Here is a 12,647-nt window from a genome sequence, read left to right on the forward strand (position 1 = left end):
AGCCAAGCCACAGACCGTTCGTTGGCTAGTATGACTAACTCGATGGAGGAATGACAAAATGAAACTTTGCACAATCGGACTAGGATATATTGGATTACCTTCTTCTGCGATGTTCGCGGATCATGGCACGGAAGTCATAGGTGTCGACATCGATCCACAAATCGTCAATCTTCTGAACACAGGAACGATTCATATTGAAGAACCAGGACTCGAGGATGTCATCAAACGGGTCGTCGCCAACGGAAAATTCCGGGCGACACTAACGCCAGAACGGGCAGATGTTTTCCTAATTGCTGTTCCGACGCCGAACTTAAACGATACGTATAAATCATGTGATTTGAAATACGTTATTTCAGCGGTTAACAATATGCTACCATTCCTTGAAAAAGGGAATGTCGTCATCGTCGAATCGACGATTGCGCCACGTACGATGGATGACCATGTTCGTCCATTGATTGAAGAAGCTGGCTTTACGATCGGTGAAGACGTCTATGTCGTCCATTGCCCAGAACGTGTCTTGCCAGGACAAATCTTACATGAACTTATCCATAATAACCGAATCGTTGGTGGATTGACGCCAGCGTGTGCGGAGGCAGGTGCTGCCGTTTACGAAACATTCGTTCAAGGTGAAATCGTCCGGACAGATGCGAAGACAGCCGAAATGTCGAAGTTGATGGAGAATACGTTCCGCGATGTCAACATTGCTCTCGCAAATGAATTGACGCAAGTATGTCATCAGCTAGAGATCAACGTCTTAGATGTGATTGAGATGGCGAACATGCACCCACGGGTGAACTTGCATCATCCGGGACCGGGAGTGGGTGGTCACTGTCTCGCAGTGGATCCGTACTTCATCGTCGCAAAAGCTCCATCGCTCGCGCGTATCATTCATACCGCGCGTCAAACGAACGTTCAGATGCCACAATTCGTTGCCGAACAAGCAGCGCGTCTCGTCGGTTCGCGTGTCCGTCCGAAAATCGCTGTCTTTGGTGTCACGTATAAAGGAAACGTCGACGACATGCGCGAGAGTCCAGCTGTCGAAGTCATTGAACAATTACTCGACCGTGGACTTGACGTCGCTGTCTGTGATCCGCACGTCGAACGCTCGATTTCGACACGTTTCGAACTCGTCGATGAGCTGGAAGCGATTCAAGGCGCTGATCTCGCACTCGTCCTAGTCGACCACGATGAATTCAAACAATTCGATTCACGTCGTCTCGCAAACTACATGCGGACACCGTTACTCTTTGATACGAAAGGGATCGTCAATGAGCTCGACGCTGTCAAAGTCCTGAACTTCGGTAATTTGCATACGCACCGCGTGACGGAAGTGGATGCGAAAGCGATATGAACGCGTTACGAACGATTGGGGGAGAGTTGAAGGATCATCTATATCTGATCTTTCGGCTCTCGCTTTATGAAACAAAGAGTCAATATAGCATGCAATACCTTGGTTGGTTTTGGGAAATCATGACGCCACTTCTCCAAATCGGTGTGTACTGGGTCGTATTCGGCTTCGGGATTCGTGGTGGGCATCCAGTCGATGGGATTCCGTTCGTCTTTTGGCTCGTCAGCGGATTGATTGCTTGGTTCTTTATCGGTAGTACGATTCCAAGTGGTTCTCGATCGATTTATGGTCGGGTCGCGCTCGTCTCAAAGATGCACTTTCCATTGAGTACGATTCCAGCGTACGTCATCTTGGCACAATTCTATCGCCACTTAGCGATGATTGCCTTAACGATCATTTTAGGGTGTGCCTTCGGTTACTTCCCGGGATGGCATACGTTTGAACTCTTGTATATCGTACCGGCGGGTGTTGTGTTCCTCTATGCGGTCTCCTTATTGTTGTCCGCGCTTGCAACGATGATTCGAGACGTGCAAAACATGGTGACATCTGCCATTCGGATGTTGATGTATTTAACGCCAATCATGTGGATTCCGCCAGATCACTCGTTATTCAAGATGTTGTTAATGTTAAACCCACTCGTTTATTTGATTGAGGGGTATCGCTCAGCACTCATCGGAACGGGCTATCTGCTCGATCATATGTGGTATGGCGTGTACTTCTGGTGTATGACGCTCGCAATCTTACTTGTTGGAGCATCGATTCACATTCGATTCCGACGCTATTTCATCGATTACGTATAGGAGGGAGAACGATGGGTCATGTCGTGTTTGAGAATGTATCGAAACGGTACATGCTCTATGCCCGACCGATCGACAAGCTAAAGGAAGTGTTGTTCGGTAAGGTGAATGGAAAATCGTTCTATGCTCTAAAGAACGTCTCTTTTTCTGTGGAAGAGGGAGAAATCGTCGGTGTCGTTGGCATCAACGGAAGTGGGAAATCGACACTATCGCATCTGCTTGCTAACGTAACACCACCGACGTACGGTCGAGTCACATTGGGTGGAAAGTCAGCATTGATTGCCATCTCTAGCGGATTGAACAGTCAACTGACAGGGCGAGATAACATTGAATTAAAAGGGCTGATGATGGGCTTAACGAAGCGACAAATCGAGTCGATTACTCCAGAAATCCTAGAGTTTGCTGATATCGGGGAGTTCATCGATCAGCCGGTCAAAACATATTCGAGTGGCATGCGAGCTCGGATTGGTTTTGCCATCTCGATTCATATCAATCCAGACATCTTGATCATCGACGAAGCACTCTCAGTCGGAGACCAAACGTTTACTGAAAAGTGCCTCGATAAGATGCGTGAATTCCGCGATCAAGGGAAAACGATTTTTTTCGTCAGTCATTCGCTCAGTCAGGTAAAGAGTTTCTGTACAAAAATCCTTTGGTTGGAATACGGGGAAGTCCGTCTATTTGGTCCGACGAATGAAACGTTGGCTGAATACAATAAATATTTATATTGGTACAAACAGTTATCAAAAAAGCAAGCCTCCCATTACGTAGCTAAGAAACGAACGGAACGGATTGGTTCCGTGGATCAGCAGATGATGGGCGAGACGATTGAACGATCGTCATGAAATGAGATAGGGGATGAAGTAAATGAAACGTGTCATGCTTGTATTCGGAACACGACCAGAGGCGATCAAAATGGCGCCGGTCGTTAAAGCACTTGAAAATCGTCAGGACGTCGAACCAATCGTCGTCGTTACAGCACAACACCGAGAAATGCTCGATCAGGTCCTTGAACTGTTCGAGATCACTCCGGACCATGACTTGGATTTGATGCGTCCGCGTCAGACGTTAGAGGAAATGACAGCGCGTATCCTAAACGCGATGCGTCGTGTCCTCGAAAAGGAACAGCCGGATCTCGTCCTTGTCCATGGGGATACGACGACGACGTTCGCTGCTTCTTTAGCGGCGTTCTATCAACAGATTCCAGTCGGTCATGTGGAAGCAGGACTACGGACATATGAAAAGTATGCGCCGTTCCCAGAAGAGATGAATCGTCAATTGACAGGTGTGCTGGCGGATTATCATTTTGCACCGACTGAACAGGCTGCCATGAACTTACGTGCTGAGAACAAGCAGACACCGATCATCGTAACCGGCAATACGGTCATCGATGCGTTGAAGACGACTGTATCATCGACATATACTCATCCTGTCCTAACACGCCTCGAGAAGTCGGGACGAAAACTTGTCTTGCTTACGGTTCATCGCCGTGAGAATCATTTACAACTGGCAACGATTTTTGATGCGATTGAACGGTTAGCAAATGATCATCCGGAAATCGAAATCGTCTATCCGGTTCATCCAAATCCGGTCGTACTAGAAGCGGCAGCTCGCCTGAAACATCATCCGCGGATTCAATTAATCGAACCACTTGATGTCTTTGATTTCCATAACCTTGCAGCGCGCGCTTCCTTCATCCTGACAGATTCAGGCGGGATTCAAGAAGAAGCACCTTCACTCGGTGTTCCCGTTCTTGTCTTACGGGAGACGACGGAACGACCTGAAGGCGTCGAAGCAGGAACCTTGAAACTGGTCGGTACGAATCCAGAGCGCATCTATGCGATGAGCCATCAATTATTGACGGACGAAGTGTTCTATCAATCGATGGCACAAGCGGCGAATCCGTATGGCGATGGACAGGCAGCAGAGCGAATCGTCGATGCGATCATGAGTGAGGTACCCGTATGAGTCAACGTATTCCTCCAGCGATTTATCAATTCTTTCCATTCGGAACGCAGGAAAAAATCTTGCTTGAGGATGCTACAGATGGTGTCTATTTTGATTTTCAAGAAGCGACGGCAGACGACAAATTGTACATTCAGTTGTTTGATCAAGGATTTCAACATCCGCCTTCAAAGTTATACCGAACAGACGCCACGATTACAGGAGATCTCATCGAGGTGACCTGTCATTTCGAAGTCGATGCACCATGTGTCGTTCAGTTATTCAAGATGCAGTATGGACAGAAGAAACGGATGGGGTCGGAAACGGAAACCGTCACACTGATGAATGAAACAGTCGTTCAGGTACAGATGAAACGAGTACCAGGAGCGAAGTATTTCAAGGTGGCATGGAAGTTCTTGCAAGAGGGGAGCTTCCGGGTCCATCTCCGGGACATTCAGATTGTGCAACATGTCACGGCAGGGGAGGAAGCGACGTATGCTATTTAGTTCGACGATATTCTTATTTCTGTTCTTACCGACTGTCTTGATCGTCTATTACCTACTACCACGTAGCTTCCGAAATGGTTGGCTGCTAGTGACGAGTCTATTCTTTTATGCATTCGGAGAACCACGCTTTGCACTGCTGATGTTACTGAGCGTTACGATCAACTATTTCTTCGCCTTGTTCGTCGATCTGTATCGACAGCGAATCGGCGTCAAATGGATCATGTTTAGTATGATTGCAGTCAATTTAGGATTACTCGGCTGGTTCAAGTACAGCGGATTTTTCGTTCGTTCGGTCAACGAGACATTCGGATTAGGGTGGTTCGTACCAGAAGTCGTCTTGCCACTCGGGATTTCGTTCTATACGTTCCATGCGATGAGTTATGTCATCGACATCTACAAAGGGAAGGAAGCGGTGCAAAAGAATCCGCTTGACCTCGCCCTTTATATCGCGTTCTTCCCCCAACTCGTTGCGGGTCCAATCGTTCGCTACAACACGATTGCGAGCCAAATCGAGTCACGAGAAGAGACAGTTTCCGATTTTGCTCGAGGAGTTCGTCGATTTACGATCGGTTTAGCTAAAAAACTGATTCTTGCCAATGGATGTGGTCAAGTCGCGGATGCCATCTTCAATATGAAGGATCTCTCGATGGGGCTTGCTTGGATCGGCATCATCGCCTACGCCTTACAAATCTATTTCGATTTTTCAGGATACAGTGATATGGCGATTGGATTAGCTTTGATGTTCGGATTTCATTTTCTTGAGAATTTCAACTATCCCTACATTTCAAAGTCCGTTTCTGAATTTTGGCGTCGTTGGCATATTTCACTTGGATCGTGGTTTCGGGATTATGTCTACATCCCGCTTGGTGGAAATCGTGTCTCACCGTGGTTACAGTATCGCAACTTAGCAATTGTCTGGATGCTGACGGGTCTTTGGCATGGTGCTAGTTGGACGTTCGTCGCGTGGGGAGCCTATTACGGAATCTGGATCATGCTTGAGAAAGCATTTCTCGGGAAATGGTTGGCGAAAATGCCAGTCTTCTCGACCGTTTGGACACTCGTACTCGTTTTGGTCGGTTGGGTATTCTTCCGTTCCGAGACGTTCCCGGAAGCCGTTACGTACATTCAAGCAATGTTCGTACCAGATGTGATCTGGGATGAACGCGCAAGCTACCAGCTTGTCCAAAATGGTGTTCTACTGCTTGTCGCGTGTATCGCAGCGACACCGATTCCGAAAATCATCGGAGAGCGATTAGTCGTGTCACTCGGAAGAATTGGTACGACGATGCAGTATGGGTATGCGATGTTGCTACTATTTTTGGCGACATCAGCACTTGTTGCAAGTACGTTTAACCCATTCATCTATTTCCGCTTCTAAAAAGGAGGTCTACTGATGGCACAGCCACTTGAAACAGAAAATAAGCAGGGACAAAAACGGACGACTTCTTTTGAACGGATCATGATGTGGGTAACGACGATCAGCTTTTTACTCATCTTATTAACGATTGGCGTTGGAACGATCGTCCGAGAAGATCGTGTGCGTTCTCAGCTAGAAAATCGCACACTCGCTCAATCGGTCGATCCGACGATCGGAGGAATCGCGACCGGAAAAGATATGCTGAAGATGGAGACGTATTTCACGGATCAACTGCTTTTGCGAGGGACGTTCGTTGAGATGCAGGCACTGCTATCGAAGGATGTCTTCAGACAGCCTTTTCGTAATGGAATCTATACAGCTAAAAATGGCTATATGATCGAACCAAGTGCCTCGACTCAAGTCCAGATTCCAAACGCGTTTCAGCAGTTCGTGCAAGAAGTCGATCGACCCGTCTATATGGCGCTAGCTCCATCGAAGACGGTCATTGCTGAACGCGATCAGTTGATTCCATCGTATGTTGCTTCAAACGCTCGGACACGGTACGCAGGAATGATTCGTGACTTCAAGGCTGCCGGAATGACAAATTTATCACTTGATCAATTAAAGATAACGGACTACTTCAAGACGGATCATCACTGGAATATCGACGGGGCGGCGTCCGCGTATCAGACGATTACGAAAGGCATGGACCTACAACCGGTCACACCATCGAAAGCAGATCGTAAAGAGGATGAACATGCCTATTATGGTTCGTTGGCACGAAAGACGACACTTGCGTACGCGACGTCTGGTGATCAATTAGCTTATTATGGACCAGCATTCTTTAAAGGGATCGATGTCTGTTACGAAGGGGCATGCGATCGCCCAGTCATTGATGAATCCTTCGTTCAGCAGGAGGGAGATTACGTCGATCGGTATGAAGTATTCTTGCGCGGGAATCACGGCATCATGTCGATGAAGGAGCAGACGAAGAATGATCGACCAACGATTCTCGTCTTAAAGGATTCATTCGCGAATCCAGTCTTACCGTTCCTTGCTAAAAGTGCCAATCTGGAAGTCGTCGACGTTCGTTATGTCCCAAAATCATTCGACGTCTCGCAGTTCGCTAAACAAAAACAAGTCGACTCCGTGTTGTTCCTGCATAACTCGAACATTGCTGGATTGATGAAGACGTATGAAAACACACTATGAAGGAGTTCATAACATGAGATCCCGAATGGCGAAAAGAAAACCACGCCTTGTTTGGCGCATATTGAGTGCGCTCCTACTAGGGTTCGTTCTGATTGCTAGTACATCAGCTGGTTTAGCTTTTTTAAAAGTGAAGCAAACGGCAGACGCGTTCTTGACACCGTTAGATGGAAAGCAACCGAAGCCACTTGAATCGATGAAGCCGGTCAATGTCTTGTTACTTGGCGTGGATGAACGGAAAAATGATAAGGGACGTGCTGATGCCGTCATGCTTCTTTCGTTCAATCCAAAAACAAGACAAGCGACTTCCCTGTCTATTCCAAGAGATATGCAGGTAACCGTACCGTCTGGCGAAAAGACTAAAATCAATCATACCTATGCCTATGGGGGTGTGAAAGAAACAGTCGAAACGGTGGAGCAGACGTTTGAGACCGATATTCCTTATTATGCGAAGATCAACATGGATGGATTGATTGAGTTGGTCGATGCTGTTGGGGGTGTCACGGTCGACAATCCATCTGCCTTCAGTTGGAACGATCGTCGCCTTCAAAAGGAGTATGAGAAAGGGAAAATTCATTTGACGGGCCTTGAAGCGAGTGGTTACGCTCGGATGCGAAAGCAAGATCCACTCGGCGATATGGGGCGACAAATTCGTCAGCGACAAGTACTGGAAGCAGTCGGAATGAAGCTTGCTGGACCACAGTTGTTGACGCAACTCGAAAAGATCACGGATGTCATGAAAAACAACTTTACGACAAATATCGGACTTGATGTCGCAGCGCAGCTAGCTCAGGAGAATCAGCGTGGGTTCGAACAATTGAAGCCGCTGAAAATCGACGGAGAAGGATATATCGCAAGTGATGGTGTCTGGTATTTCTTTGCGTCGGACGAATCAATGGAACAGACGAAGCAGGCGATCGCTAAACTTCTCGCACAATCGTAAGCAATAACCAGTATTACCATCAAACAAACAAAGTTGAGCGTCTCTAGCAAATAATTGTGGAGGCGCTTTTTCCTGTCTTTCTCTGATGTAGCTCACTATTCTTTTTGAAAAAAGTGCTTGGTTCAAAAGTCTTATTTTCGATCAAATCGATGAAATAGGCTTTGACAGGACTTGTAAACGGATGCAAAATGAAAACGATTACATATTAAAAGGAGATGGCTACCGTATGAAACGCATGAGATTCGTTTGTATCGTTGCGCTAACGTTTGCACTGATATTTAGTGGACTCTCTTTATCCGGTCAAGCACTGGAAAAAGGGAAGTCGACATTGGTCATCATTCACTACAAGGAAGACCCGAATGCCACAAAGGATTGGAATCTGTGGTTATGGGCAAATGGTCCGGATTATTTTCCGAATAAAGCCCACGCTTTTAACGGCGAGGATGCTTACGGAAAAATCGCAGCTTATGAATTTCCAGTGGATCAGCCGGAAAAAATCGGCTTCATCGTTCGAGATGACAACTGGAACAAGGATGGGGGATCTGAGAATGATCGCTTCATCACGAAAGACATGATTAAAAATGGTGTTGCCGAAATTTGGATCGAGTCGGGAAGTAAGGACATCTCGACAGTCAATCCAAGCAATGGAGCAGATGTCGCAAATATTGACACGAACATCCACTATTACCGGTATGACAATGATTATGACAAGTACGGCGTCTGGTCTTGGCCGGAAGAGCAAGATGGCAAGCGTTTCGAATTCAATCAGCAGGATGAGTTCGGTGCCGTTGCAAAGGTAACACTTGATAACCCAACGAAAGCGCGTCTTGCAGGCGTCATTCCTCATCTTGAAGGATGGTCGGAAAAAGACGGAGCTGATCGTTTCTTTTATGCAGGGGCGAAAGACATCTGGTTGATTGAAGGGGATCAGACGATATACTACAGCAAACCGGAAATCGATCGCACACCGAAAATCACGAGCTTTTTAGCAGATGACTTCCGGACGATGACATTAAAAACGAATGCACCATTGACGGAAGAAGATGTAAAAGCATTTACGTTTGAAGGCGTGACGAATCCAGTCGTGTCAGCAATCGATGCCAAAACGGTAAAAGTCGAAGTCACTTCAGATATCGATTTAGCAAAAGTCGTCCGAGCATCTCATCCTGTTTTTGGAGAAGCAGTCCTTGAGGCGGGTAAAGTGCTCCGTTCGAAAGCATTCGACCAAAAGTATGCCTACGATGGAAAACTCGGTGTCGACTATCAAAAATCAAAGACGACGTTTAAAGTTTGGGCACCGACAGCACAAGCGGTCGAGCTCGAATTGTATCGCCTACCAAAACAAGAAGTTGCTACGACAAAAGATATCACGCGTGAAATCAAGATGGAGCGAACGGATCGTGGTGTGTATCAAGTGACGGTCAAGGGCGATCTTGACGGTGTCGGTTACACATACGAAGTCAAACACGCCAAAGAATCGACGCGTGCCGTTGATCCGTATGCGACAGCAGTCGCCGTCAATGGGGACCAAGGTGTCGTCGTCGACTTACGCGAGACGGATCCAAAACGTTGGACGAATGGGAAAATGCCACTTCGCCATGCGACAGACGCGATCATCTATGAATCACACGTCCGTGATTTATCGATGTTTGATGTGACGAATTCGGGTTACGATTCTGGCATCAAACAAAAAGGGAAATACCTCGGAGTCATCGAGCCGGGTACACGTTTGACGAAGGATGGTAAGAAAACGAAGACCAAAACAGGATTAGATCACTTGAAAGAACTCGGTATCACGCACGTTCAGTTCATTCCAGTCTACGACTTTAATACAGCGTCCGTCGACGAGACGAATCCACTTAAATCGTACAACTGGGGTTATGATCCGAAGAACTATAACGCACCAGAAGGATCATATGCGACAAACCCATATGATCCAAAAGTCCGAATCACAGAAATGAAGCAGATGATCCAAGGATTACATGACAATGGACTACGTGCCGTCATGGATGTCGTCTACAACCACATGTTTGACGCAAAGGCATCAAACCTTGATAAAATCGTTCCTGGTTATTACTACCGTTATACAGAAGGCGGCGATTTAGCGAACGGAACGGGTGTCGGAAACGATACAGCGTCTGAGCGTCAAATGATGCACAAATTGATCGTTGACTCTGTCTCCTACTGGGCGAAAGAATACCACTGGGATGGATTCCGCTTTGATTTAATGGGCATTCACGACGTCAAGACGATGAATGCCGTCAAACAAGCGACAAAACGAATTGATCCGTCGATTCTCGTATTCGGAGAAGGGTGGAGTCTTGGAACACCGCTTCCGGATGCAGAGAAAGCAAACCAAACGAACACAAAACAAATGCCAGGGATCGGACATTTCAATGACAACCTGCGCGATGCACTCAAAGGAAGTGTCTTCATCGATTCAGATGCTGGTTTCATTAACGGAACGACCGGTCTTGAAACGCGCATTAAACGCGGAATCGTCGGAGAAATTGCTTATGACAAAGAGATTCAAGGATTTACGCAAGAACCAGATCAAGCCATCACGTACGTTGAAGCACATGATAATCATACGCTCTGGGATAAGTTGAACCTGACGAATCCTCAAGATAATGACGCAACGAAGACGAAGATGCATCGTCTAGCTTCAAGCATCTTGTTGACGTCACAAGGAACGACGTTCATCCATGCAGGACAGGACTTCATGCGGACGAAGGGCGGCGACCATAACTCATATAAATCACCGGATTCCGTCAACCAGCTCGACTGGAAACGGAAGATGGACCGTCAACAAGACGTTGATTATATGACAGGATTGATTGAGTTACGCAAGAAGAATCCAGTACTTCATTTAGCAACAGCAAAAGACATTCGTCGTTACCTGACGTTTGAAGCAGCACCGGCACAAGTCATCGCTTATCGATTAGATGATGCTGCGCCACAACAAAAGGATGATCTCTACGTCATTCATAATGCGAATCGAACAGCAGTCGACATGAAGCTACCGACAGGGAAATGGAAGCTGCTTGTAGATGGTAAGCAGGCAGGAACTAAAGCAATCCGTAAAGTATCAGGTACGGTTCGCGTCGAAGGACTTAGCTCATTCGTCTTATCAAAATAAGTGAACAGATAAAAAAGGACGTTCCGCAGTTGGCGGAACGTCCTTTTCGTCAGTCGAGAAACGTGCAATCAAGCGTAACGCTCATCTGTTTCTTCGTTCTCTTCTTCTTTCAGATTACCTTCTTCCGATTTCGAGACGATGACGGCACATGCTGCGTCACCAGTGATGTTGACGGCTGTCCGCATCATATCAAGAAGACGATCGACACCGATGATTAAAGCGATCCCTTCGACCGGTAGATTGACCGATTGAAGAACCATCGTCAACATGACAAGACCGACACCCGGTACACCGGCTGTTCCGACTGATGCAAGAACAGCTGTCAGGACGACCGTCGCAAGTTGACCTGGCGTCAAATCAACAGCGTAAACTTGCGCGATGAAGACAGTCGCGACACCTTGCATGATCGCTGTTCCATCCATGTTGATCGTCGCACCAAGAGGCTGGACGAAACTTGAGACGGAACGCGGAACCTTCAACTCTTTTTGAGCCGTTTGCATCGCAACAGGAAGTGTTGCGTTCGACGAAGACGTCGAGAAAGCGAACAGCATGACAGGTGCGAACTTCTTAAAGAAGAAGAACGGGTTCATCTTCCCTAGAAGTGAAACGGTCGAACCATACGTCAATACGGAATGGACGAATAGTGACAAGATGACAACACCCATATAAAGTCCCATCGCCTTCAGGGAATCAAATCCTTGTGAACCAACGGCTGATGCGATCAGGGCGAATGCTCCAAGCGGAGCCATCTTCATAACGAGCGTGATGAGGTACGTCATCAATTCGTTTCCTTGTTCGACGAATGTCCGTAACGTCGAGACTTTTTTACCGAGGAACGTGATTCCAAAACCGATAAAGACACTGAAGACGATGATTTGTAACATGTTGCCTTCTGCCATCGACGTGATCGGGTTCGTCGGGAACATACCGACGATTGTGTTGATTATGCTCGTATCTGGTAGATTTCCGTTATCATATTCAAGACCTTGCGTCTCGAAGTTACCGAACGTACCCGGTTTAATCAGTAATGACAAACCGAGGGCAATGACAATCGCAACAGCCGTTGTCGTCATGAAGTAGCCAATTGCCTTTCCGCCGACACGACCGAGCTCTTTTGGATTACCGAGTCCCATGACGCCGAGAGTGATCGAGAAGAAAACGATCGGTACGACGAGCATCTTAATCAGGTTCAGGAAGATTGTCCCGATTGGTTGTAAAGCATATTTATTCAACCCCTCATAAATCGACTTATCCGGTAAGGTTGCAAGAATGATTCCGAGGATCACCCCGAGAATCAATCCCCAGATGATGCGCTTTGCTTCTTTCATAAGTGATGTCACACTCCTTTATTTGATAATTGTCTATATTTTGACACATCATCACCCGTTTTGACAAAACATTTTA

Annotated in this window: 9 protein-coding genes and 1 pseudogene; 9 read left to right on the plus strand and 1 reads right to left on the minus strand. The window is 46.9% G+C overall.

All coding sequences use genetic code 11. The features are described from left to right. The first annotated feature begins 58 nt into the window (after nucleotides 1-58). The 9 genes and pseudogenes from ACZGCQ_RS00780 (at nucleotide 59) to pulA (ending at nucleotide 11,243) form a co-directional block, all read left to right on the plus strand. Nucleotides 59-1,351: a nucleotide sugar dehydrogenase gene (locus ACZGCQ_RS00780; protein WP_481265104.1), complete on the plus strand. Its 1,293-nt coding sequence runs from the start codon at nucleotides 59-61 to the stop codon at nucleotides 1,349-1,351. Further along, nucleotides 1,348-2,148 (plus strand): ABC transporter permease, encoded by an 801-nt coding sequence (locus ACZGCQ_RS00785; protein WP_023467468.1) that lies wholly within the window; start codon nucleotides 1,348-1,350, stop codon nucleotides 2,146-2,148. The genes ACZGCQ_RS00780 and ACZGCQ_RS00785 overlap by 4 nt, the downstream gene beginning before the upstream one ends. An 11-nt stretch (nucleotides 2,149-2,159) precedes the next feature. Beyond that, nucleotides 2,160-2,900, plus strand: a pseudogene (gene tagH, locus ACZGCQ_RS00790) (teichoic acids export ABC transporter ATP-binding subunit TagH); the annotation flags it as partial. Nucleotides 2,901-3,012: 112 nt separating this feature from the next. Beyond that, a complete protein-coding gene (wecB, locus tag ACZGCQ_RS00795) occupies nucleotides 3,013-4,113 on the plus strand; it encodes a non-hydrolyzing UDP-N-acetylglucosamine 2-epimerase (RefSeq protein WP_029341024.1) in 1,101 nt (366 codons plus the stop codon). Next, nucleotides 4,110-4,595 (plus strand): hypothetical protein, encoded by a 486-nt coding sequence (locus tag ACZGCQ_RS00800; protein ID WP_029341025.1) that lies wholly within the window; start codon nucleotides 4,110-4,112, stop codon nucleotides 4,593-4,595. The genes wecB and ACZGCQ_RS00800 overlap by 4 nt, the downstream gene beginning before the upstream one ends. Then, nucleotides 4,585-5,973, plus strand: coding sequence for an MBOAT family O-acyltransferase (locus ACZGCQ_RS00805; RefSeq protein ID WP_214728137.1), 1,389 nt, complete (start codon nucleotides 4,585-4,587; stop codon nucleotides 5,971-5,973). The genes ACZGCQ_RS00800 and ACZGCQ_RS00805 overlap by 11 nt, the downstream gene beginning before the upstream one ends. Before the next feature lie 15 nt (nucleotides 5,974-5,988). Next, on the plus strand, nucleotides 5,989-7,164 hold the full coding sequence (locus tag ACZGCQ_RS00810; RefSeq protein ID WP_481265105.1) for a DHHW family protein: 1,176 nt from the start codon (nucleotides 5,989-5,991) through the stop codon (nucleotides 7,162-7,164). A gap of 13 nt (nucleotides 7,165-7,177) precedes the next feature. After that, nucleotides 7,178-8,104 carry an LCP family protein gene (locus ACZGCQ_RS00815; protein ID WP_481265106.1) on the plus strand — a complete coding sequence of 309 codons (927 nt, stop codon included), beginning with the start codon at nucleotides 7,178-7,180 and terminating at the stop codon, nucleotides 8,102-8,104. A gap of 226 nt (nucleotides 8,105-8,330) precedes the next feature. Next, a complete protein-coding gene (gene pulA, locus ACZGCQ_RS00820; RefSeq protein WP_481265107.1) occupies nucleotides 8,331-11,243 on the plus strand; it encodes a type I pullulanase in 2,913 nt (970 codons plus the stop codon). 68 nt (nucleotides 11,244-11,311) lie between these two features. Here the strand turns inward: pulA and ACZGCQ_RS00825 are convergent, their stop codons facing one another. Beyond that, entirely contained in the window at nucleotides 11,312-12,571 is a 1,260-nt protein-coding gene (locus ACZGCQ_RS00825; protein ID WP_481265108.1) for a dicarboxylate/amino acid:cation symporter, read from the minus strand. Nucleotides 12,572-12,647: the final 76 nt, after the last annotated feature.

The organism is Exiguobacterium sp. HSB13 (genome assembly GCF_056764755.1).

Excerpts from the sequence above, each read along its gene's own strand:
- ACZGCQ_RS00780 (WP_481265104.1), top strand. The coding sequence starts at position 59 with ATGAAACTTTGCACAATCGGACTAGGATATATTGGATTACCTTCTTCT.
- ACZGCQ_RS00810 (WP_481265105.1), top strand. The coding sequence starts at position 5,989 with ATGGCACAGCCACTTGAAACAGAAAATAAGCAGGGACAAAAACGGACG.
- ACZGCQ_RS00805 (WP_214728137.1), top strand. The coding sequence starts at position 4,585 with ATGCTATTTAGTTCGACGATATTCTTATTTCTGTTCTTACCGACTGTC.
- ACZGCQ_RS00825 (WP_481265108.1), bottom strand. The coding sequence starts at position 12,571 with ATGAAAGAAGCAAAGCGCATCATCTGGGGATTGATTCTCGGGGTGATC.
- pulA (WP_481265107.1), top strand. The coding sequence starts at position 8,331 with ATGAAACGCATGAGATTCGTTTGTATCGTTGCGCTAACGTTTGCACTG.
- ACZGCQ_RS00815 (WP_481265106.1), top strand. The coding sequence starts at position 7,178 with ATGAGATCCCGAATGGCGAAAAGAAAACCACGCCTTGTTTGGCGCATA.
- ACZGCQ_RS00800 (WP_029341025.1), top strand. The coding sequence starts at position 4,110 with ATGAGTCAACGTATTCCTCCAGCGATTTATCAATTCTTTCCATTCGGA.
- wecB (WP_029341024.1), top strand. The coding sequence starts at position 3,013 with ATGAAACGTGTCATGCTTGTATTCGGAACACGACCAGAGGCGATCAAA.
- ACZGCQ_RS00785 (WP_023467468.1), top strand. The coding sequence starts at position 1,348 with ATGAACGCGTTACGAACGATTGGGGGAGAGTTGAAGGATCATCTATAT.